The sequence below is a fragment of the Streptomyces sp. NPDC006259 genome (assembly GCF_042870975.1).
In the GTDB taxonomy this organism is placed as follows: Bacteria; Actinomycetota; Actinomycetes; order Streptomycetales; family Streptomycetaceae; genus Streptomyces.
The window spans coordinates 159,514-182,156 of record NZ_JBIAHY010000007.1 but is presented as its reverse complement, the minus strand read 5'-3'; the positions used below and the strand labels follow the sequence as shown (position 1 = coordinate 182,156).

The 22,643-nt window shown below is 71.4% G+C and carries 16 protein-coding genes and 1 pseudogene; 8 read left to right on the top strand and 9 right to left on the bottom strand.

The genetic code is table 11. The features are described from left to right. Positions 1 to 45: 45 nt before the first annotated feature. Positions 46 to 945, bottom strand: a complete 900-nt coding sequence (locus ACFYO5_RS28535) for a tRNA (adenine-N1)-methyltransferase (RefSeq protein ID WP_356563363.1) — start codon at positions 943 to 945, stop codon at positions 46 to 48. A 51-nt stretch (positions 946 to 996) separates the two neighbouring features. Continuing rightward, positions 997 to 2,583 (bottom strand): site-2 protease family protein, encoded by a 1,587-nt coding sequence (locus tag ACFYO5_RS28530; protein ID WP_388714043.1) that lies wholly within the window; start codon positions 2,581 to 2,583, stop codon positions 997 to 999. Between the two features lie 174 nt (positions 2,584 to 2,757). Between ACFYO5_RS28530 and ACFYO5_RS28525 the strand changes: the two genes are divergently transcribed. The 3 genes and pseudogenes from ACFYO5_RS28525 to ACFYO5_RS28515 form a co-directional block, all read left to right on the top strand. Further along, positions 2,758 to 3,735: a RecB family exonuclease gene (locus ACFYO5_RS28525; protein WP_388714040.1), complete on the top strand. Its 978-nt coding sequence runs from the start codon at positions 2,758 to 2,760 to the stop codon at positions 3,733 to 3,735. Between the two features lie 75 nt (positions 3,736 to 3,810). Beyond that, positions 3,811 to 4,482 (top strand): response regulator transcription factor, encoded by a 672-nt coding sequence (locus ACFYO5_RS28520; protein ID WP_356563367.1) that lies wholly within the window; start codon positions 3,811 to 3,813, stop codon positions 4,480 to 4,482. A gap of 123 nt (positions 4,483 to 4,605) precedes the next feature. Then, positions 4,606 to 4,773: pseudogene (locus tag ACFYO5_RS28515) on the top strand (ABC transporter substrate-binding protein); the annotation flags it as partial. A 125-nt stretch (positions 4,774 to 4,898) separates the two neighbouring features. On the opposite strand, the gene ACFYO5_RS28510 reads toward ACFYO5_RS28515, so the two are convergent. From ACFYO5_RS28510 to metH, 3 genes are all read right to left on the bottom strand, one after another. After that, positions 4,899 to 6,506 carry an ABC transporter substrate-binding protein gene (locus ACFYO5_RS28510; protein WP_388714037.1) on the bottom strand — a complete coding sequence of 536 codons (1,608 nt, stop codon included), beginning with the start codon at positions 6,504 to 6,506 and terminating at the stop codon, positions 4,899 to 4,901. Positions 6,507 to 6,975: 469 nt separating this feature from the next. Next, positions 6,976 to 7,674, bottom strand: a complete 699-nt coding sequence (locus ACFYO5_RS28505) for an HAD family hydrolase (RefSeq protein WP_388714034.1) — start codon at positions 7,672 to 7,674, stop codon at positions 6,976 to 6,978. A gap of 126 nt (positions 7,675 to 7,800) precedes the next feature. Continuing rightward, a complete protein-coding gene (metH, locus tag ACFYO5_RS28500; protein ID WP_388714031.1) occupies positions 7,801 to 11,322 on the bottom strand; it encodes a methionine synthase in 3,522 nt (1,173 codons plus the stop codon). Positions 11,323 to 11,639: 317 nt separating this feature from the next. On the opposite strand from metH, the gene ACFYO5_RS28495 reads away from it, so the two are divergent. From ACFYO5_RS28495 to ACFYO5_RS28475, 5 genes are all read left to right on the top strand, one after another. Continuing rightward, entirely contained in the window at positions 11,640 to 12,404 is a 765-nt protein-coding gene (locus ACFYO5_RS28495) for an IclR family transcriptional regulator (RefSeq protein ID WP_356563375.1), read from the top strand. Between the two features lie 543 nt (positions 12,405 to 12,947). Continuing rightward, the gene (locus ACFYO5_RS28490) at positions 12,948 to 13,742 is read left to right on the top strand and encodes an MIP/aquaporin family protein (protein ID WP_356563376.1); all 795 of its coding nucleotides are present in this window, start codon (positions 12,948 to 12,950) and stop codon (positions 13,740 to 13,742) included. A 90-nt stretch (positions 13,743 to 13,832) separates the two neighbouring features. Beyond that, the gene (gene glpK, locus ACFYO5_RS28485) at positions 13,833 to 15,371 is read left to right on the top strand and encodes a glycerol kinase GlpK (protein WP_356563377.1); all 1,539 of its coding nucleotides are present in this window, start codon (positions 13,833 to 13,835) and stop codon (positions 15,369 to 15,371) included. A gap of 18 nt (positions 15,372 to 15,389) precedes the next feature. Then, a complete protein-coding gene (locus tag ACFYO5_RS28480) occupies positions 15,390 to 17,006 on the top strand; it encodes a glycerol-3-phosphate dehydrogenase/oxidase (RefSeq protein WP_356563379.1) in 1,617 nt (538 codons plus the stop codon). A gap of 173 nt (positions 17,007 to 17,179) precedes the next feature. After that, complete coding sequence (locus ACFYO5_RS28475) at positions 17,180 to 17,719, top strand: SMI1/KNR4 family protein (protein WP_388714026.1); 540 nt, start codon at positions 17,180 to 17,182, stop codon at positions 17,717 to 17,719. A gap of 16 nt (positions 17,720 to 17,735) precedes the next feature. On the opposite strand, the gene mtnK is transcribed toward ACFYO5_RS28475, so the two are convergent. From mtnK to ACFYO5_RS28455, 4 genes are read right to left on the bottom strand one after another with little or no spacing between them, the layout of a single operon-like run. Beyond that, positions 17,736 to 18,908, bottom strand: a complete 1,173-nt coding sequence (gene mtnK, locus ACFYO5_RS28470) for an S-methyl-5-thioribose kinase (RefSeq protein WP_388714024.1) — start codon at positions 18,906 to 18,908, stop codon at positions 17,736 to 17,738. A gap of 11 nt (positions 18,909 to 18,919) precedes the next feature. After that, entirely contained in the window at positions 18,920 to 19,966 is a 1,047-nt protein-coding gene (locus ACFYO5_RS28465; RefSeq protein ID WP_388714021.1) for an ABC transporter permease, read from the bottom strand. 40 nt (positions 19,967 to 20,006) lie between these two features. Further along, positions 20,007 to 21,539, bottom strand: coding sequence for a sugar ABC transporter ATP-binding protein (locus tag ACFYO5_RS28460; RefSeq protein ID WP_356563386.1), 1,533 nt, complete (start codon positions 21,537 to 21,539; stop codon positions 20,007 to 20,009). Continuing rightward, positions 21,526 to 22,623 (bottom strand): substrate-binding domain-containing protein, encoded by a 1,098-nt coding sequence (locus tag ACFYO5_RS28455; protein WP_388714018.1) that lies wholly within the window; start codon positions 22,621 to 22,623, stop codon positions 21,526 to 21,528. Before ACFYO5_RS28455 ends, ACFYO5_RS28460 begins: the two co-directional genes overlap by 14 nt. Positions 22,624 to 22,643 lie beyond the last annotated feature (20 nt).

Below are 22,643 nucleotides of genomic sequence, written 5' to 3'. Positions count from 1 at the left end.
TCGTTCATGCGGCACGGAGCCGCCGGGGTGGGACCCGCGGAGGCTCTAGCGGGTGCCCCCGTCGGCGTTGGGGCCGGTGTAGTCCTCGCCGTAGGCGCCCTTGGCGGGGCGGCGGCGGCGCATGGGCGGCTCGACGCCGTCGGCCAGGCGGCGGGCGGTGAGGAGGAAGCCGGTGTGTCCGATCATCCGGTGGTCGGGGCGGACGGCCAGGCCCTCGACGTGCCAGTTGCGGAGCATCGTCTCCCAGGCGGTCGGCTCGTTGAAGGAGCCGATCTCGCGGATGGACTCGACGGTGCGCGCGAGCTGGGTGGTGGTCGCCACGTAGCAGCAGAGGATGCCGCCGGGGACGAGCGCCTTGGAGACGGCCTCCAGGCACTCCCAGGGGGCGAGCATGTCGAGGATGACGCGGTCCACGTCGGTGTCGCTCAGGTTGTCCTGGAGGTCGCCGACGGTGAGCTGCCACGCGGGGTGCGGGCCGCCGAAGTAGCGCTCCACGTTCTGCTGGGCGATCTCCGCGAAGTCCTCGCGGCGCTCGTAGCTGTGCAGCATGCCCTGGTCGCCGATGGCGCGCAGCAGGAAGCTGCTGAGCGAGCCGGAGCCGACGCCGGCCTCCACGACGCGCGCGCCGGGGAAGATGTCGGCGAAGGCGAGGATCTGCCCCGCGTCCTTGGGGTAGACCACGGCGGCGCCGCGGGGCATGGACAGGACGTAGTCGGGGAGCAGGGGGCGCAGCGCGAGGTAGGCGACGTTCCCGGTGGTGCGGACAACGCTGCCCTCGGGAGCACCGATCAGTTCGTCGTGCGGGAAGGAACCCTTGTGGGTGTGGAAATTCTTCCCGGCCTCGAGCGTGAACGTGTAGTGGCGGCCCTTGGGGTCGGTCAGCTGAACCTGGTCCCCGACCTTGAAGGGCCCGCGCCTGCGGGCGGCACCGGTCGGTTCGGACATGTGACCAGCCTACCGGGGTTTGGGTGGGGCGCCGACCACCGGGGCCGACCGCTAGGAGGGCCTGGCCATGGCCTTCACGAAGGCGCGCTCCACGTCGGCCGCGGAGAGGACGCCGTAGATCTCGCCGGTCTCCTCGACCACCAGGTACTCGGTGGCGGGGGTGGCGCGCAGGGCGTCCAGGAGGTCCTCGCCGGCGAGTTCCGCGGAGACCCGCATGCCGTCGGTGAGGTCCTGGGCGAGGCCGCTGACCGCGACCCAGGGGCGGCGGTGTTCGGGTACGCCGACGATGGCGGCCTCGCGGACCAGGGAGAGGGGTTCGCCGTGGGCGTCCACGACGACCAGCGCGCGGGCGCCCGCGTCGTTGGCGCGGCGGAGCGCTTCGGAGAGCGGGGTGTTCGTCTCGACGGGGACGGCGCGGCGGGTGAGGTTGCGGGCGCGCAGTTCGGGGAGGTGCTCGCGCAGGCGGGCCATGCGCAGGCTGTTGCCGGCACCGGTCCAGATGATCGCGGCGAGGATGGCGGCGAGCAGGGCGTCCAGGACGGTGTCCATGCCGACGCTGTCCTCGGCCTGGGAGCCGAGCGCCCCGGACTGGGTGAGCAGCGGCAGGCCGATGAGGACGGAGACGGCGAGGGCGCGGCCGACCCAGGCGGCGGCGACGGTGCCGGTCATGGGCCTGCCGGTGAGCTTCCAGACGACGGCGCGGAGCATGCGGCCGCCGTCGAGCGGGAGGCCGGGCAGGAGGTTGAAGACCGCGACGATGAGGTTGGAGACCATCAGCCCGGCCAGCAGGACACCGGGGACGGTGCCGGGCTCCACGGGCTGCATGGCGAGGTAGAAGAGTCCGGCCAGGACCAGCGAGAGCAGCGGGCCGACGAAGGCCAGCAGGAACTCGCGGCCGGGGGTCTCGGCCTCTTTCTCGATCTCGGAGACGCCGCCGAAGAACTGGAGCTGGATGCGGCGGACCGGGAGCTTGAAGCGCAGGGCGACGATGGTGTGCGCCAGCTCGTGGACGAGGACGGACGCGTAGAAGGCGACGGCGAAGAAGAGGGCGACGAGGTAGCGGGCGGCGCCCAGCTCGGGCAGCACGCGGTCGAGCTGGCCGCCGAAGACCCAGGTGATCAGCGCGGCGACCAGGAACCAGCTGGGGGCCACGTAGACGGGTACGCCGAAGGGGCGCCCCATCAGCAGGCCGCCGCGGGACTCCGGGGGGCGTGGGGGGCGGCGGCGGCCCTTGGCGGGGGTGGGGGCGTCGCCGAGGGCGGGGGTGGTGTGGGCGTGGGGGCGGTCGGGGTGGAGGTCGGCGGCGTCCGGGGTCCGGTGGCCCGGCGTGTCCGGGGCGCTCCCCGGTTCCGTCCCGGCGGCCCCTTCCGTCCGCTGGCGCTCGGTGTCCTGCCGTTCGTTGCTCTGCGCGGTGTCCTCCGCCGTCTCGCCGTCGGGCCGGCTGACCGGTTCGCCGACCGTGTCGTGCACCGCCTGGTCGGCCGTCGTGTTCGAGGGATCGTCCCGCTGGTGCGCGGAGGTGTCGGGGACCTCGGGCGGGGTCTCCTCGGCGGCGGACGGGGGCGCAGGTGTCGCGTGGTGCTCGACCGACTCTTCGCTGTCCGGCCGCGGCCGCCCGCTCCCGCCGCTTTCCACCACGGTGTCCCCTCGTTCGTTGCAACTCCCGCTCCTGCCGGGCGGGAGGGTCTGCACCGATGGTATGCGTCCGTCGGGACGCGTTCCGCCCCGGCACCCTCTGTGTTTTCACGGTGGTCGGCCCCGTCCCGGGCGGGGCGGGGCCGCTGTCGGTGGCGGGCCGTAAGGTCTGTGGGCATGGAGAGCAGCAGCGAGGGTGTCGCCCGGTCCGGCGCCGAGGACGGCGTGGGGAGCCCGCCACGGGTGGCGGTCGAGAAGACGCTCGTGGTGGCCGGGGAGGCCGCCGGTGAGAAGGCCGTCACCGCGACGGCGCCCGCCTCGCTGTCGCCCTCGCGGGCCGGCGACTTCATGCAGTGTCCGCTGCTGTACCGGTTCCGGGTGATCGACCGGCTGCCGGAGAAGCCCAGCGCGGCGGCCACCAGGGGCACGCTGGTGCACGCGGTGCTGGAGCGTCTCTTCGACGCGCCGGCCGCCGAGCGGACCGCGCCGCGGGCCAGGTCGCTGGTCCCCGGCCAGTGGGACCGGTTGCGCGAGTCCCGGCCGGAGGTGGTGGAGCTGTTCGCCGACGATCCCGAGGGCGAGCGGCTGGCCGGCTGGCTGGCCGAGGCCGAGCAGCTGGTCGAGCGGTGGTTCACGCTGGAGGATCCGACGCGCCTGGAGCCCGCCGAGCGGGAGCTGTTCGTGGAGACGGAGCTGGAGTCGGGGCTGAGGCTGCGCGGGATCATCGACCGGGTCGACGTGGCGCCCACCGGCGAGGTGCGGATCGTCGACTACAAGACGGGCAAGGCGCCCCGGCCCGAGTACGCCGAGGGCGCGCTGTTCCAGATGAAGTTCTACGCGCTCGTCGTCTGGCGGTTGAAGCACGTGATCCCGCGGCGGTTGCAGCTGGTCTACCTGGGCAGCGGTGACGTGCTGACGTACGACCCGGTCCTCGCGGATCTGGAGCGGGTCGAGCGCAAGCTGCTCGCGTTGTGGGAGGCGATCCGGCTGGCGACGGAGACGGGCGACTGGCGTCCGCGTCCGACGAAGCTGTGCGGCTGGTGCGACCATCGGGCGCACTGCCCGGAGTTCGGCGGCACTCCCCCGCCGTATCCGCTGCCGGTGCGGTCCGCCGGGGCGCCTTCGCCGGCGGGTGAGGGGACGGCTCCCGCGTAGGCCCTCGGTGAGGGCGGCCGAGTCCGGCGCGGTCGCGCAGGGCAGAATGGGGCCGGACTACCGAAGGAGACTTACGTGGCCATCCGTGTCCTACTGGTCGACGACCAGCCGCTGCTGCGTACCGGCTTCCGGATGATTCTGGAGGCGGAGCAGGACATCGCGGTGGTCGGTGAGGCCGGCGACGGCCTGCAGGCCCTGGACCAGGTGCGGGCCCTTCAGCCCGATGTGGTGCTGATGGACATCCGTATGCCCCGCATGGACGGGGTGGAGGCGACGCGGCAGATCACCGGGCCGGGCCGGGACGGTCCGGCGAAGGTGCTGGTACTGACGACGTTCGACCTCGACGAGTACGTGGTGGAGGCGTTGCGCGCCGGGGCCAGCGGGTTCCTACTCAAGGACGCGCCCGCCGACGAGCTGTTGCAGGCGATCCGGGTGGTGGCCGCCGGTGAGGCGATGCTCGCGCCGAGCATCACCCGGCGGCTGCTCGACAAGTACGCCACGCATCTGCCCTCGGGTGACGAGCCGGTGCCGGACACCCTGCACACGCTCACCGACCGTGAGGTGGAGGTGCTGAAGCTGGTGGCGCGGGGCCTGTCGAACGCGGAGATCGCCGCCGACCTGTTCGTCAGCGAGACGACGGTGAAGACCCATGTCGGGCATGTGCTGACCAAGCTGGGCCTGCGCGACCGGGTGCAGGCCGCGGTGTACGCCTACGAGAGTGGTCTGGTGCGTCCCGGAGCGCAGTAGCCGCACCGCCGGACGCGGCCGGTACGGAACGGAGGGCGCCCCTTCCTGACAGGGGGCGCCCTCCGCGTTCGTGCGGGCCCGTCAGCCCTTGCCCAGCTCCCGGAAGCGGAAGACGGCGGAGGCGTCGTCCCGGCCGGTGCCGCCGGCCACGACACCGCCTTCTTCGACCGCTACGGCGCCTGCCCCTCCCGGACCGAGGCCGCCGCCGCGCTTGTGGAGGAGGGCGTCACCGGCAGGGTGGCGCGCACCCTCTGGTCGCCCCCCTCGCGCTACGGCCGCGCCACCGGACAGGCCGGAGGCCGGCCCCGCCACGACGGGCGGGACCGGCCACTGGTTGCGCGTCCTCGCGTGCGGGTGCCTCGTCGTCGTTCCCGTGCTCCGGGGCCGTCGTCCACGGCCCCGGGAGGCGGGGTGCGTCAGCCGCTGACGCCGCGGGACAGCTCCCACAGCTGGAGGGTGGCGGAGGAGTTCAGCACGTAGGCCGTGCCCGTGACGTCGTCACGGGAGGCGACGTACTGCTTGCCCTGCCACAGCGGCAGCACCGGGACGTCCTCGGCGACGATGTCCTGAATCTCCGTCAGCGTCTTGCCCGCGGACAGGCGGTCGGCCTCGCGGCGGGACTCGGGGATCAGCTTGTCGATGATCTCGCGGTTCTGGTACGGCGACTTGAGGAAGTTGTCCTTGTCGAGGAACGGCGCGATGTAGCTGTCGCCGTCGGCGAAGTCGGGGAACCAGCCCATGCCCCAGACGTCGTACTGGCCCTTGCGCTCGGCCGGGACGAAGGCGTCCCAGGCGGTGCCCTCGATGGAGACGTCGAACAGGCCGCTGTTGTTGAGCTGCTTCTGGAGCAGCTCGAACTCCTTCTTCGTGGCCGGGCCGTAGTGGTCGGTCGTGTAGTGCAGCGTCAGCTTCACCGGGGTGGTGATGTCGGCCTTGGACAGCAGGTTCTTGGCCTTGCCGACGTTGGCGTCGCCGTACTTGTTGAAGAAGGAGTTGGAGTGGCCGGTGACGGAGGCCGGGACGAGCGAGTAGAGCGGCTCGGCCTGGGAGCCGTACACGTCGGTGACGAGTTCGCCGCGGTTGACGATCTGGGCCATCGCCTGACGGACCGCCTTGTCCTTCACCGACGAGGCGGTGGTGTTGAAGGCGAGGTAGCGGATCTCGAGGCCGGCCAGCTCGACGATGTCGACGCCGTCGTCGGTGGAGCCCTCGGAGAGCTTCTGGATCTGCTCGGGCGACATGGTGCGGGTCATCACGTCGATGTCGCCCTTGTCGATGGCGGTGCCCATCTCGTCGGCGTCCGCGTAGGAGACCATCTCGACCTTGTCGTTCTTCACCTCGAGGGCCCCCTTGTAGTCGGGGTTCTTGGTGAAGACGGCCCGGGTCATCTCGTCGCCGTCGGTCTTGGCCTCGAAGGTGTACGGGCCGGAGCCGTCGACCGCGAAGCCGTCGCGCAGCTTGCCCTTCTCGTAGTCGTCGGGGTTGACGATGCCGGCGACCGGGGTCGACAGCTTGAAGGGGAAGGTGGCGTCGGCGGTGTTGAGGTGGAAGACGACTTCGTCGTCGCCCTTCGCCTCGACCGTGTCGATCGTCGACAGCAGGGCGAAGACGCCGGAGTCGGCCTTGATGGCGCGGGCCCGGTCGATGGAGAACTTGACGTCCTCGGCGGTGATGGCGTCGCCGTTGGCGAACTGAAGGCCCTTGCGGAGCTTGCAGGCGTAGCGCTCGTTGCCGGTGTCGGTGAAGCCGCAGCTCTCGGCCGCCTCCGGGACGGGGTCGCCCTCCCCCTTGGGCTGGATCATCAGGGTCTGCACGGTCTGGCGCAGGATGTTCCAGCTGCCGACGTCGTAGGCGTACGCCGGGTCGAGGGGCGCCGGGGCGTCCTTGGTGGCGGTGAACCGGTCGGTGGTGCCCACGACGATGGCGTCGCCGCTGCCGCTGCCGCTGTCGGACCCGCCACAGGCGGCGAGCACGGGCGCGAGCAGACCTGCCACGGCCGGCAGCACCAAAGTCTTGCGGTTCATGCTCGAGTTTCTCCAGAGCTGTCAGGTCCGTGTACCCGGCATGCAGGGGTGTCGCGGCCGATCACGGGGGTAAGTTCGATGTTCTCGCGATGAGATTAGTCCGCGCTTGCACGAGGGTTCGCAGCCACCGGAGTTGAAAGCCCATCACGCAGCGAAACCGGGCGCGGACGCACCGAAAACCCGATGGCGGAATGATTCGTCGCAGCGTCCCATGAATCGGGACACAAGGACGCGCCCACACCCCCCGAACGGGGGGGAACTGCACAGGGCGCGGCACCTGTCGAGCCCCTTCGGCGTGGCGAAGGTCACAGATTCGACCAGGGGCGCGCGGAGCGGAATTCGGCCGTCTGCGACGGCGTGAATTCACCCTGCGCGCACGCGTCGAATTCTCTTGCTATCGGCGGTGCACGCTGGGTGAACGGCTACCGCATTTCCGTCATCGGACCGTCACGCCTGATCTCCGTGGCGATCATTCGAGCGGCATCAGACCGCGCAGGAATGTCAGGTCGACCTCTTCCAGCGAGGACACGACGGTCCTCCGAGGGGCCGGGGCGATGGGGGCCACGGAGGGCACGGCGACGACATGGCAGCCCGCCGCCTCGGCCGCGGCGACTCCGGTCGCGGTGTCCTCGACGACGGCGCACCTGGCCGGATCCACGCCCAGGCCGGCGGCGGCGAACAGGTAGGGGTCGGGGTGCGGCTTGGTGCGCGACACCTCGTCGCCGGCCACCGTCAGCGCGAAGTGGCGGCGGCCCAGCGAGGTCAGGACGCGGTCGATGATGCGGCGGTGCGAGGCGGAGACCAGGGCCGTCGGGATCCGGTGCGCCGACAGCTCCGTCAGCAGCCGGGCGGCTCCCGGCATCAGGGGCAGGCCGCGGCCGATGCGCTCCTCGAACCCCTCGTTGAGCAGGACGCTGAGTTCGTCCAGGGTGATGTCGGCGCCGGTCGCCTCGATCAGGAACCCGGCGCTGCGGCTCATGGGGCCGCCGACCACGACATGGCGCCAGGAGTCGTCGAGGGTGTGGCCGAGCCGGGCGAAGACCTCGGCCTCGACGTCCCACCAGAAGCCCTCGGTGTCCACGAGGGTGCCGTCCATGTCGAGGAGCACCGCCTGAAGGGCCGAGCCTTCGGCCGTGCGGGTTCCTGGCGCGGGGACCGTACTGGTCATCCACGTACCTCCTTGGGGGAAGAGCAGGCCGGTTCCCGAGGGGGAACCGGCCTGCAGTGGACCGACCAGTGTACGACGTGTCCGATCAATGTGCCCGATGAGGCGCCCCGCACCGCGGGCGGGGCCTCACCGCGCGTTGAAGTACTTCGCCTCCGGGTGGTGGATCAGGATGGCGTCCGTGGACTGCTCGGGGTGCAGCTGGAACTCCTCGGAGAGGTGGACGCCGATCCGCTCGGGCCGCAGCAGGTCGGCGATCTTGGCGCGGTCCTCCAGGTCGGGGCAGGCGCCGTAGCCGAGGGAGAAGCGGGCGCCGCGGTACTTCAGGGCGAACATCTCCTCGACGTCGGCCGGGTCCTCGCCGGCGAATCCCAGTTCCGAGCGCACGCGCGCGTGCCAGTACTCGGCGAGGGCCTCGGCCAACTGGACGGACAGGCCGTGCAGTTCGAGGTAGTCGCGGTAGGCGTTGGCCTCGAAGAGCTTGGCGGTCTCCTCGCCGACGCGCGAGCCGACGGTGACGACCTGGAGGCCGACCACGTCGGTCTCCCCCGACTCCTCCGGGCGGAAGAAGTCGGCCAGGCAGAGCCGGCGGCCGCGTCGCTGGCGGGGGAAGGTGAAGCGGGTCCGCTCGTTGCCCTGCTCGTCCAGGATGATCAGGTCGTCGTCCTTGGACACACAGGGGAAGTAGCCGTAGACGACGGCGGCTTCGAGCAGGTTGTCGGTCTGGAGCCGGTCCAGCAGCCCGCGCAGCCGGGGCCGGCCCTCGGTCTCCACCAGCTCCTCGTACGTCGGGCCGTCGCCGGTGCGGGCCTGCTTGAGGCCCCACTGGCCCTTGAAGAGGGCGCCCTCGTCCAGCCAGGAGGCGTACTCCTTCAGCTGGATGCCCTTGATGACGCGGGTGTCCCAGAACGGCGGCGTCGGCACGGGGTTGTCGGTGGCGACGTCGGAGCGCACGTGCCCCTCCTCGGGGCGCTCCTCGACCTCGACGGCGGTCGCGCTCGGGCGGACCCGGCGCTGCCTCAGCTCGGGCAGTGCCGCGCCGGGCACGCCCCGCTTGACGCCGATGAGGGCGTCCATCAGGCGCAGGCCCTCGAAGGCGTCACGGGCGTAGCGGACCTCGCCCTCGTACACCTCGTGCAGGTCCTGCTCGACGTAGGCGCGGGTGAGGGCGGCGCCGCCGAGGATGACCGGGTAGTCCGCCGCCAGGCCGCGCTGGTTCAGCTCCTGGAGGTTCTCCTTCATGATCACCGTGGACTTGACCAGGAGACCGGACATGCCGATGACGTCGGCGCGGTGCTCCTCGGCGGCCTCGAGGATCGCGGAGACCGGCTGCTTGATGCCGAGGTTGACGACGTTGTAGCCGTTGTTGGTCAGGATGATGTCGACGAGGTTCTTGCCGATGTCGTGGACGTCGCCGCGGACGGTGGCCAGCACGATGGTGCCTTTGCCCTCCTCGCCCTCGACCTTCTCCATGTGGGGTTCGAGGTAGGCGACCGCGGTCTTCATGACCTCGGCGGACTGCAGGACGAACGGGAGCTGCATCTGGCCGGAGCCGAACAGTTCGCCGACGACCTTCATGCCGTCCAGGAGCGTCTCGTTGACGATCGCCAGGGCGGGGCGGGCCTGGAGGGCCGCGTCCAGGTCGGCCTCCAGGCCGTTCTTCTCGCCGTCGATGATCCGGCGCTTGAGGCGCTCGTCCAGGGGCAGGGCGGCCAGTTCCTCGGCGCGGCCGGCCTTGAGGGACTTGGTGGTGGCGCCCTCGAACAGGGCCATGAGCTTCTGGAGGGGGTCGTAGCCCTCGCTGCGGCGGTCGTAGACGAGGTCGAGGGCCGTGCCGACCTCCTCCTCGGTGAAGCGGGCGATGGGGAGGATCTTCGACGCGTGGACGATGGCCGAGTCCAGGCCCGCCTTGACGCACTCGTCGAGGAAGACCGAGTTGAGCAGGACGCGCGCGGCCGGGTTGAGGCCGAAGGAGATGTTCGACAGGCCCAGCGTGGTCTGGACGTCCGGGTGACGGCGCTTCAGCTCGCGGATCGCCTCGATGGTGGCGATGCCGTCCTTGCGGGACTCCTCCTGACCGGTGCAGATGGTGAAGGTCAGGGTGTCGATGAGGATGTCCTCCTCGCGGATGCCCCAGTTCCCGGTGAGGTCGGCGATCAGCCGCTCGGCGATCGCGACCTTGTGCTCCGGGGTGCGGGCCTGGCCCTCCTCGTCGATGGTGAGGGCGATCAGCGCGGCACCGTGCTCCTGGGCCAGCCGGGTGACCTTGGCGAAGCGGGACTCGGGGCCGTCGCCGTCCTCGTAGTTGACGGAGTTGATGACGGCGCGGCCGCCGAGCTTCTCCAGCCCGGCCCGCAGGACCTCGACCTCGGTGGAGTCCAGGACGATCGGCAGGGTGGAGGCGGTGGCGAAGCGGCCGGCGAGTTCCTCCATGTCGGCGACACCGTCGCGGCCGACGTAGTCCACGCACAGGTCGAGCATGTGGGCGCCTTCGCGGATCTGCTCGCGGGCGATCTCCACACAGTCGTCCCAGCGGCCCTCGAGCATGGCCTCGCGGAACTTCTTGGAGCCGTTGGCGTTGGTCCGCTCACCGATCGCCATGTACGCGGTGTCCTGGCGGAACGGCACGTTCTGGTAGAGCGAGGCGGCGCCCGCCTCGGGGCGCGGGTCACGGGCGGTCGGGGAGAGGCCGCGGACGCGCTCGACGACCTGGCGCAGGTGTTCGGGGGTGGTGCCGCAGCAGCCGCCGATCAGGGAGAGGCCGTAGTCGCGGACGAAGTTCTCCTGGGCGTCCGCCAGTTCGGGGGCGGTCAGCGGGTAGCTGGCGCCGTCCTTGCCGAGCACCGGCAGGCCCGCGTTCGGCATGCACGCCAGCGGGATGCGGGCGTTGCGGGCCAGGTAGCGCAGGTGCTCGCTCATCTCAGCGGGGCCGGTGGCGCAGTTCATGCCGATCATGTCGATGCCGAGCGGCTCCAGGGCCGTCAGGGCGGCGCCGATCTCGGAGCCGAGGAGCATGGTGCCGGTGGTCTCGACGGTGACGGAGACGATCAGCGGCACGTCCAGGCCGGCGTTGCGGCGGGCGCGCTGGGCGCCGAGCACGGCGGCCTTGGTCTGGAGCAGGTCCTGGGTGGTCTCGACGATCAGCGCGTCGGCGCCGCCGGCGAGGAGGCCCTCGGCGTTCTGCTGGTAGGCGTCGCGCAGGGTGCCGTAGGCGACGTGTCCGAGGGTGGGCAGCTTGGTGCCGGGGCCCATCGAGCCGAGCACCCAGCGGGTGCGGCCGTCGCGGGCCGCGAAGGAGTCCGCCGTCTCGCGGGCGATGCGGGCGCCCGCCTCGGACAGTTCGTGGACCCGTTCCGGGATGTCGTACTCGGCCATGGCGGCGAAGTTCGCGCCGAAGGTGTTCGTCTCGACGCAGTCCACTCCGGCGGCGAAGTACTCCTCGTGCACCGAACGCACGATGTCGGGCCGGGTGACGTTGAGGATCTCGTTGCAGCCCTCGAGGTCCTGGAAGTCCTCCAGGGTGGGGTCCTGGGCCTGGAGCATCGTGCCCATCGCTCCGTCGGCCACCACCACTCGGGTGGTGAGGGCGTCGCGTAGCTCGGACACACGGGTCCGGCTGTCGGCGGAAGGGGTCGGCGGCACAGAGGCCATGTATGGGCTCCCTCGGGTGCGACGGCTGTCGGCTTCACGGCGCCCGCGGTCGCTCCCGGACCGTCCCGCGGGACCGGCCGTGGAGCTTCCCGTGGAGGGCGCTCGCCGCCAGGGTAGCGGGGACCGGGGGCTTATGGTCAGGGCGTCCACGGGACGGACCTCGATGTCCCCCTGTCGGCCGCGGGGGAAGCGGGGCGTAACAGGAATCGCCCGACCGTTAGCGGGACGTCGGCATGGACCGGTAGTGTTCGACAATGCCGAACGACGGCAGCAGGGGCTGCGCGTCGACGGTCCAAGGGGACGGAGGCGGAACGGCGATGGCACGGAACATCCAGTCGCTCGAACGGGCGGCCGCGATGCTGCGGCTGCTCGGGGGCGGCGAGCGGCGGCTGGGCCTGTCGGACATCGCCTCGGCCCTGGGCCTGGCCAAGGGCACCGCCCACGGCATCCTGCGCACCCTCCAGCAGGAGGGGTTCGTCGAACAGGACGACGCCTCCGGCCGCTACCAGCTGGGCGCCGAGCTGCTGCGCCTGGGCACCACCTATCTGGACGTGCACGAGCTGCGCGCGCGTGCCCTGGTGTGGACGGACGACCTGGCCCGCTCCAGCGGCGAGAGCGTCCACCTGGGCGTGCTGCACCAGCAGGGCGTGCTGATCGTGCACCACGTCTTCCGGCCCGACGACAGCCGGCAGGTCCTGGAGATCGGGGCCATGCAGCCGCTGCACTCCACCGCCTTGGGCAAGGTGCTGTCGGCGTACGACCCGGTCGCGCACAGCGAGGCCATGGAGGCCGACCGCAAGCCGTTCACGGAACGCACGGTGTGCGAGCTGGAGGAGTTCGAGCACCTCCTCGACCTCACGCGCGCGCGTGGCTACGCGGCGGACGTCGAGGAGACCTGGGAGGGCGTGGCCTCCATCGCGGCGCCCATCCACGACCGTCGGCGCATGCCGGTGGGGGCCGTCGACATCACCGGCGCGGTGGAGCGCGTGTGCCGGGACGGCGAGGTGCGGCCGGAGCTGATCGCGGCCGTGCGCGACTGCGCCCGCGCGGTCTCGCGGGACCTGGGCGCCGGGCGGTTCTGAGAGCCGCGCGCGAGCGCGCCGGGACGTCGGGACGGCGTTCCGGCCTCCGGCGTTCCCACGGCCGCCCGCGGTGGGCGCCGGACGAGGCCGACGAGACCGGGACCGGCGCGGCCGACGAGGCCGACGAGGCCGACGAGAGGGATCGACGGAGCGAGCGTGGTCGTCTCCGGCCACGCCGGCGAGGGCCCGGCCGTGCACGCTCTCGCGGCTGCCGTCGCACGCGTACGCCCCCGCGGTCGTCCCCTCGGGTGGCATGCACATTCAGGTGCTGGACGACCGCTTCCGCACGCGGGACCCGGCCGCGCCGTTCGATAGGTGACGGCGATCAATAACGATCGTGCTTTCGATAACAGAACTCTTGACGCACCCGTAACGCCGGGGCGAGACTCCCGTCCATCGGTCGGCATTGTCGAACACCTACCGGCAATACGCGTTAGAGTGTGACAACGCCAAGGGCCGGCATCGCTCTCACCCCGAGGGCAGCTCGAACTCCCGGAGGGACCCGGGGTTCGGTCCCCTGGACGAAGGACAAAGGAGTCGCGGGTGTCCAGCTCCGACATCTTCATCGGCGAGACCATCGGTACCGCCATACTCATCCTGCTCGGCGGCGGCGTCTGCGCCGCCGTCACGCTGAAGGCCTCCAAGGCCCGAAACGCCGGCTGGCTCGCCATCACCTTCGGGTGGGGTTTCGCCGTTCTCACCGCGGTCTACACCTCGGCGCCGCTGTCGGGTGCACACCTGAACCCGGCCGTGACCCTCGCGCTCGCCATCAAGGACGGCGACTGGAAGAACGTCCCGGTCTACTGGGCCGGCCAGCTGGTCGGCGCCGCCGTCGGCGCGGCCCTGGTGTGGGTCGCCTACTACGGCCAGTTCCACGCGCACCTCACCGACCGGGAGATCGTCGGCGGTCCGGGCGCGCAGGCCACGGCGGCCAAGGCCGTGGAGGCCCAGGAGAAGGGCGCCGGCCCGGTGCTCGGCGTCTTCTCCACCGGCCCGGAGATCCGCAACGCGGTGCAGAACCTCGCCACGGAGATCATCGGCACCGTCGTGCTGGTGCTCGCCGTCCTCACGCAGGGCCTGAACGACAAGGGCAACGGTCTCGGCAACCTGGGCGCGCTCATCACCGCGCTGGTGGTCGTCTCGATCGGCCTCTCCCTCGGCGGCCCGACCGGCTACGCGATCAACCCGGCCCGTGACCTGGGCCCGCGCATCGTGCACGCCCTCCTGCCCCTGCCCAACAAGGGCGGCTCCGACTGGGGCTACGCCTGGATACCGGTGGTCGGTCCGCTGATCGGCGGAGCGATCGCGGCAGGCATATACAACGTCGCATTCGCTTAGGACACAGCTCGTGAACATGAGTTTCACCCTGCACACCGAGCACGCGCCGTACGTACAGCCCCTCAACCACGGAACCTCCGGGAGCACACTGTGACCGACGCCCACACCGCCGGCCCGTTCATCGCCGCGATCGACCAGGGCACCACCTCCTCGCGCTGCATCGTCTTCGACCGCGACGGCCGGATCGTCTCCGTCGACCAGAAGGAGCACGAGCAGATCTTCCCCAAGCCGGGCTGGGTCGAGCACGACGCGACCGAGATCTGGACCAACGTCGAGGAGGTCGTCGCCTCCGCCATCGCGAAGGCCGGCATCACCCGCGACGACATCAAGGCCATCGGCATCACCAACCAGCGCGAGACCACTCTCCTCTGGGACAGGAACACCGGTGAGCCCGTCCACAACGCCATCGTCTGGCAGGACACCCGCACCGACGCCCTCTGCCGCGAGCTGGGCCGCAACGTCGGCCAGGACCGCTTCCGCCGCGAGACGGGCCTGCCGCTGGCCTCGTACTTCGCCGGCCCGAAGGCCCGCTGGCTGCTCGACAACGTCGAGGGCCTGCGCGAGCGCGCCGAGGCCGGGGACATCCTGTTCGGCACCATGGACAGCTGGGTCATCTGGAACCTGACCGGCGGCGTCAACGGCGGGCGGCACGTCACCGACGTCACCAACGCCTCGCGCACCATGCTGATGAACCTGCACACCCTGGAGTGGGACCCGAAGATCGCCGAGTCCATCGGCGTGCCGCTGGCGATGCTCCCGGAGATCCGCTCCTCGGCCGAGGTCTACGGCGAGATCACCGGCGGCAAGCTGGGCGACCTGCTCGGCGGCATTCCGGTCGCCTCCGCGCTCGGCGACCAGCAGGCGGCCCTGTTCGGCCAGACCTGTTTCGCGGAGGGCGAGGCCAAGTCGACGTACGGCACCGGCACCTTCATGCTGATGAACACCGGTGACAAGATCATCAACTCGTACTCGGGCCTGCTGACGACCGTGGGTTACCGCATCGGCGAGAACAAGCCGGTGTACGCCCTGGAAGGCTCCATCGCCGTCACCGGCTCGCTGGTGCAGTGGATGCGCGACCAGATGGGCCTGATCTCCACCGCCGCCGAGATCGAGACGCTCGCGCTGTCGGTCGAGGACAACGGCGGCGCGTACTTCGTGCCGGCCTTCTCCGGACTGTTCGCCCCCTACTGGCGCCCGGACGCCCGCGGTGTCATCGCCGGCCTCACCCGGTACGTCACCAAGGCGCACCTCGCGCGCGCCGTCCTGGAGGCGACCGCCTGGCAGACCCGCGAGATCAGCGACGCCATGACCAAGGACTCCGGCGTCGAGCTGGCGGCCCTCAAGGTCGACGGCGGCATGACCTCCAACAACCTGCTGATGCAGACCCTTTCGGACTTCCTGGACGCGCCGGTGGTGCGTCCGATGGTCGCCGAGACGACCTGCCTCGGCGCCGCCTACGCCGCCGGCCTCGCCGTCGGCTTCTGGACGAGCACCGACGACCTGCGCGCCAACTGGCGGCGGGCCGCCGAGTGGACCCCCCGCATGGACGCGGAGACCCGCGACCGTGAGTACAAGAGCTGGCTCAAGGCCGTCGAGCGGACCATGGGCTGGATCGCCGACGAAGACTGACGAGGAGTAAGAACCGCAATGACCACTGAGTCCACCCTGAAGTCCGTGCCTGCCCTGGGTACGCGCCCGGCCTTCGGCTCGAACCCGAGCCGTGCCGAGACCCGGGAGCAGCTCGCCAAGGCGTCGTACGACCTCCTCGTGATCGGCGGCGGCATCCTGGGCATCTCCACCGCCTGGCACGCCGCGCAGTCCGGTCTCAGGGTGGCAGTGGTCGACGCCGGCGACTTCGCCGGCGCCACCTCCTCCGCCTCCTCCAAGCTGCTCCACGGCGGTCTGCGCTACCTGCAGACCGGCGCGGTGAAGCTGGTGGCGGAGAACCACTTCGAGCGCCGTGCGGTCTCCCGCCAGGTGGCCCCCCACCTGGCGAACCCGCTGACCTTCTACCTCCCCGTGTACAAGGGCGGGCCGCACGGCGCGGCGAAGCTCGGGGCGGGCGTCTTCGCCTACTCCGCGCTGTCCGCGTTCGGCGACGGCGTGGGCCACCTGCTGTCGCCGGGCAAGGCCCAGCGGGACGTGCCCGAGCTGCGCACCGAGAACCTCAAGGCCGTGGCCGTGTACGGCGACGACCAGATGAACGACGCCCGGATGGCGCTGATGACGGTCCGCGCGGCCGTCGAGGCGGGCGCGGTGGTGCTCAACCACGCCGAGGTGACCGGACTGCGCTTCACCAAGGGCCGGGTGACGGGCGCCGAGCTGCGCGACCGTCTCTCCGGCGACGAGTTCGGCGTCAACGCCCGGCTCGTGCTCAACGCGACCGGACCGTGGGTGGACCACCTGCGCCGGATGGAGGACCCCCAGGCCGCGCCGTCGATCCGGTTGTCGAAGGGCGCGCATCTGGTCCTGAAGCGGACGTCCCCGTGGAAGGCCGCGCTGGCGACCCCGATCGACAAGTACCGGATCACCTTCGCCCTCCCCTGGGAGGACATGCTGCTGCTCGGCACCACCGACGAGGTCTACGAGGGCGATCCGGCCGATGTCGCGGTCACCGAGAAGGACACCGCCCAGATACTCGACGAGGCCGCGTTCTCCATCCGCGACCAGCAGCTCGACCGTGACCTGATCACGTACGCGTTCGCCGGTCTGCGGGTGCTGCCGGGTGGTCCCGGCGACACGGCGAAGGCCAAGCGGGAGACGGTGGTGACCGAGGGCAAGGGCGGGATGCTGTCGGTCGCGGGCGGCAAGTGGACGACGTTCCGGCACATCGGGCGGACCGTCATGCAGAAGCTGGAGGCGCTGCCGGGCCACCCGCTCGGCGACGACTTCGAGCCGATCTCCTCGCTGCCGAAGAAGCTGCCGCTGCCGGGTGTCGCCAACCCGCGCGCGGTCGCCCACCGGCTGCTCGTCGACCACCCGGCGCCGGGTCCGCGGATGGCGGCCGACACCGCCAGGCACCTGGCGACGCACTACGGTTCGCTGGCCTTCGACATCGCCCGCCTGGCCAACGAGAACCCGGAGCTGGGCGAGCGGGTCCACCCCGACGCCCCGGAGATCTGGGCGCAGGTGGTGTACGCCCGCGACAACGAGTGGGCCCAGACGCAGGACGACGTGCTGCGCCGCCGCACGACCCTGACGATCCGCGGCCTGGCCACGGACGAGGTCCGCGCCAAGGTGCAGGACCTGCTCGACAAGAAGTAGGCGGTACGACGCCGGAGGGACGGCTCCTCGGGGAGGGGCCGTCCCTCCGGCGTGCCCGGCTCGCGGGCTCACACCTCGCGGACCCGCCGCCGGCACCGGTGCCGGACCGTTGTCCGGACCGCTGCCGGTGCCGGTGCCGGTCCGTTGTCGGTGCCGGGTGCTTTCCTGGGCGTATGGACATCGAGCAGGCGGACCCCGCCGAGTTGGCGGCCCTGCGGGAGGCCTTCGCCGTGGACGGCGGCGGTGACGCGGCTCTCGGCTGGGAGGCGGTACGCGCCTTCGAGGCGGAGCACGCGGTGGTGCTGCCGGAGCCGTACCGGACGTTCGTGGCGGAGATGTCGGACGGCTCGCTCCACGGACCGCCGCTCCACGGGCTGGTGAGGCTGGCCGAAGCGGCCAGGAACCAGCGGCCGGCCCTGCCCTTCCCGCTCACCCGGGCATGGCTGTGGGAGGAGGACGAGGGAGCGTACGACGACCCGGAGGCCGTCATCGGGCAGGTCGCCCACCACGGTTCCCTGGTGCTGGGCACCGACGGCTGCGGCATGGACTGGCATCTGGTCGTCACGGGTCCGTGCCGGGGTCGCCTCTGGCTCGTCACCGGCGAGGGCGCCCTTCCGTACGGCGCCGCGTACGGCTCCACGACCGCCGGCTCCGGATTCGCCGGCTGGGTGCGGCACTGGTCGCGGGGCGACGAGTGGTTCGACACCGAGTGAGCGGGCGCCCTGCGGGTCAGCCGGCCTGCTCGACGACCGCCCGTACCGCCTCGACGTCCGTCAGCTCCTCCCGCCGCAGGATCAGTTCGCGGCCCAGGAGCAGGGCTCGCCGGGAGGCCGGTACCGGGTCCGGGAGGGTGGTCAGATCGGTCAGGTGGGCGAAGCCGATGACGCGGCGGACGATCTCCGTGCCGGCGTAGCCCACCGCGTCCGTCCAGACGCGGCGCAGGAAGCGGTCGAGGTAGGCGTCGTCGAAGAAGGTGTCGACGCGGGTCGGCCACAGGGCGCGGAACCCGGTCGCGAAACCGTCCCAGGACAGGCCGAGTTGGTCCCCGTGGTCGGAGAGGGTGCCCAGCGCTCGGGCGCGTTCCTCCGACACCAGCGCGTTGGCCCAGTACAGGCCGAGGTCGTAGCCGATCGGGCCGACGAAGGAGAACTCCGGGTCGAAGACCCGGACCACCGGGGCGCCTTCGCGGGTGCCGACCATGACGCTGCCGGTGTGCAGGTCGCCGTGGAGCAGGGCCTGGGCACTCGTCATGAAGGTGTGCCGCAGGTCGGCGACCTCGGTGCGCAGCGCCGGGTCCGCGCGGAACTCCCCCGCCAGGTCGTCGAGGTGCGGGTGCCAGTGGTTGTGCTCGTGCGTGACGTACGGCTCGGAGAGGACCACGTCCTCGGTGATCTTGCACAGCTCCGGGCTGACGGAGGCGGCGATCAGCGCCTTGCGGTCGGCGGAGGGCATGCCGAAGTCGCTGGTGGCGAAGGACAGCTGGGCGACCAGTTCGCCGATCCGGGCCGAGGTGTGCGGGCCGTAGGACGCGCCCTCGTTGAGGAGGGTGCGCAGGACCTCCAGGTCGGACATGTCCTCCATGACGAGGGCGTGGTTCTCGGGGTCGTAGCCGAGGATCGCCGGGATCTTGTCGGGGGCGACCCTGGCGACCTGCTCGTAGGCGCGGGCCTCGGCGTCCGCGCGGTCGGGGCTCATCGGCCAGGACGGGCCGGCGACGCGGACCCAGGGCAGGGCCTGCTTGACGGCGAGACGACGGGTGCCGTCGGTGCTGCGGGCGAGGAAGACGCGGTTCATGTTGCCGTCCGACACCTCGCGCACGTGGATGTCGTCCACGCCGTCCCAGTGGCCCCGCTCGCGCAGGTAGCCGGGGATGTCGTCGGTCTCCAGGATGCAGTAGCCCATCGTCGGTCTCCTCAGGACGTGCGGCGCTTGGACAGGGTGAAGCTGAAGACGAGTGCGAGGATCAGCACCGCGCCCTCGACGACGTCCTGCGTGTAGTAGGGCAGGCCCTTGATGGTCAGGCCGGTGGTGATGATGCCGATGAGCACCGCGCCCAGGGCCGTGCCCCAGACGTTGGGGCGGCCCCTGCCGAGGACGGAGGTGCCGACCAGGGCCACCGCCACCGCCTCCAGCAGCTGCGAGGTCCCGGCCGACACGTCGCCCTGGCCGATGCGGGACGCCAGGATGAGGCCGCCGACGGAGGCGAGGACGCCGGAGATGACGTACGCCAGCGCCCGGTACGCGCCGACGCGGATGCCTGCCAGGCGGGAGGCCTCCGGGTTGGCGCCGATGGCGTAGAGGATCCGGCCCCAGCGGGTGCGGGCGAGGAAGACCCAGGCGAGGACCGTCAGCCCGCCGAAGATCAGCACGGAGACGGGGACGCCGAGGACCGTGCCCCGGTCGATGCGCAGGAAGCCGTCGGTGAACCGGCCGGGCGCGGTGGACCCGTCGGACATCGTCATGCCGGGGGTGATCGACTGGCCGTCGACCAGGATGAGCTTGCCGCCCTGGATGACGAACATGGTGCCGAGGGTGGCCAGCATGTCGGGGATCTTCAGTACGACGATCAGCAGCGCGTTGAGCAGACCCGCCAGGGCGCCCGCCGCGAGGACCGCGAGGATCGCGACCGTGCCGACCTGGTTGTGGACCACCATCGTCTGGGCGGCGACCGAGACACCGAGGCCGGCCACCGCGCCGACCGACATGTCCATCCCGCCGACGGCCATGGTGAGGGTGACGCCGAGGCCGAGGATCGCGGCGACGGAGACGTAGCGCAGGGTGTCGAGGAGGGTCGCCGACTCGCGGAAGGAGCCTTCGCTCAGCGCGAAGTACAGGAAGAGGACGACCGTGACGAGGATGAAGCCGTATTTGATGACGGCGTTCTGGACGCGCACGGCGGTGGAGGTCGCGGGCGGGAGCGCCGCCTTGGTGGGGACCTCGGTGCTGTGTGTGGTGGTCATGTGGTGCTGCTTCCTTCGGCGGCCGGTGTCGCGGGGGGGCTCAGACGGAGACGGCGATGGTCCGGATGACACGGTCGCGTTCCGCGTCCTCGCCGTACGCGTCGAGGTGGACCTCACCGGCCGCGAGCACGACGACCCGGTCGGCGATCTCCAGGACCTCGTCGACGTCGGCGGACAGGACGAGCACGGCCGAGCCCTCGGCGGCCAGGGCGCGGGCGCGGCGGCCGATGTCGCGGCGGGCGCCGATGTCCACGCCTCGGAACGGTTCGTCCAGGATGAGGACGCGCGGGGTTTCGGCGAGCCAGCGGCCGACGACGACCTTCTGCTGGTTGCCGCCCGAGAGCTGCTCCACCGTGCTGTGCTCGTCGCGGGTGACGACGCCGAGGGCGTCGATGGTGTCGCGGCCCAGGGCGTCCTCGCGCGAGCGGTTCAGCAGGCCGCCCCTGGACAGCGACCTCAGGAACGGCAGCGAGATGTTCTGCGCGACCGACCAGCCGGGCACGAGGGCGTCGGCGTGCCGGTCCTCGGGGACCAGGTGGACGCGGGCCCGGATGGCGTCGGAGGGGCGGCGCGGCGCGTAGGGCCTGCCGTCCAGTTCGACCGCCCCGGTGGTGAAGGGCTCGGCGCCGAACAGGCCTCGGGCCAGCTCGGTCTTGCCCGCGCCCAACAGGCCGACGACGCCGGTGACCTCGCCGGCGCGCACGTCGAGGTCGAGCGGCTTGCGGCCCGCGAAGAGGCGCACCCCGCGCAGGGAGAGGGCGATGTCTCCCTCGGCGCCTTCCCGGACGGGCCGGGCGGTCGTCGTCTCGTGGGTCTGGGCCAGCATCGCCCGCAGGGCCGTGTCCCAGTCGAAGGGCCGGGCCTGGTCCTCGGTGAGCCGTCCGTCCCGCAGGACGACGAGCCGGTCGGCGAGCGCGTCGATCTCGCCGAGCCGGTGGGAGACGTACAGCACGGCGATGCCGTCCTCGCGCATCCTTCCCACCAGCGCGAACAGCCGCTCCGCCTCGGCGGCGGACAGGGCGGAGGTCGGTTCGTCGAGGATCAGCAGCCGGGGGCGGGTCGCGAGGGCGCGGGCCAGGATGAGCAACTGCCGGTCGGAGATGCCGAGTTCGGTGACGTCCTGCTTCAGGACGGCGTCGCTCCAGTCCAGTCCGAGGGCGGCCTGGATCTCACGGGCGCGGGCGAGCGTGGCGCGTCCGTCGAGGAACGGGTTACCGCGTTTCAGCGCCAGTTCCTCGAAGACGAGGTTCTCGGCGACGGTGAGTCCGGGCACGATGCCCTCGCCGATGCGCTGGTGCACCGTCTGGATGCCCAACTGGCGGGCGGCCAGTGGCGAGTTGAGGGAGACCGGCCGGCCGGCCACCCGCACTTGTCCGCCGTGGTCCTTGTGGACACCCGAGAGGATCTTGATCAGCGTGGACTTGCCCGCGCCGTTCGCGCCGAGCAGCGCGACCACGCTGCCCGGGGCGATGTCGAGGGAGACGGAGGCGAGCACCGTCCGGCCGCCGAAGGCCATGCCGACGTCCCGCAGGCCGACAGCCGCCTCCTCACGGCCGACGTCAGTGGGCGACATTCGAGATCCAGTCCGCGGTGGAGACCTGGGACAGGTTCAGCGCGGGCAGCGCCTCGCGCAGCTGGTCCATGTTCGCGATCTTCTTCTCGCGCAGGAAGTCCTGGGTGATGGCGACGGCCGGGAACTCCACGGAGGTCTTGCCGAGTTCGCCGGCCAGCTCCAGCGCGGTGGTGCGGACCACGGCGGCGCCGACCGCGGACGGGTCGGTGCCCGCCGTGGCGACCCACGGGCTGCCCGCGGCGGTCATCTGCTGGATGTCGGCGTTGGAGACGTCCGCGCCGAAGACCTTCACCTTGTCCTGGAGCTTCTTGTTCTGCACGGCGAGGACGGTGCCCTTGGCGAGTTCGTCGTAGGGCGCGAAGACGCCGGCCACGTCCGAGTGCTGGGTGAGGGCGGCGGAGACCAGGGGGACGTTGTCGGTGGCCGTGGAGTCGGTGACCTTGCCGACCTTGAACTCCTGCTTCCAGGCGTTGGCGCCGACCGCCGTCCTCCACACCGAGTCCCGCTTGTCGAGGGCGGCGTATCCGGCGACGTTGACGTAACCGACCTTGGCGTCCTTGCCGAGGTTCTCGGCCATCACGTCGAGGACGGCCTTGGCCATGCTCGCGTCGTCCTGCTTGGTGGAGACGACGCCCTCGGTGGCCGTCTCGACGTCGTAGACGACGACCTTGACGCCCTTCTTGACGGCCTTGTCGATCTCCGGCTGGATGGTCGCCGGGAAGCCGTGGTCGATGATGATCGCCTTCGCGCCGGAGTTGATGGCGGAGGACAGGTCGGTGGCCTGCTTGGCGTTGTCGGCCTGGGCGTCGTACACCGTCAGGTCGATGCCGAGGGCCTTGGCCTGGGCCTTGGCGCCGTTGCCCCACTGCTCGAAGTAGTCGCCGGCGCCGCTCTGCCGGACCAGGGCCACCTTGACCGCGCCCGCGCCGAAGGGGGCGGGCTTCTTCCCGGTGGCCGCCGCGGCCGGGGCGGCGGCCGTGCCGGTGTCCTTCGAGGCGTCCGTGGACTGCGAGCAGCCGGACAGCACCAGGGCGGAGAGGGAGGCCAGCGAGAGCGCGGCGAGAGGCAGACGGGCACGGGACATGAGGGGCTCCAGGTACGGGG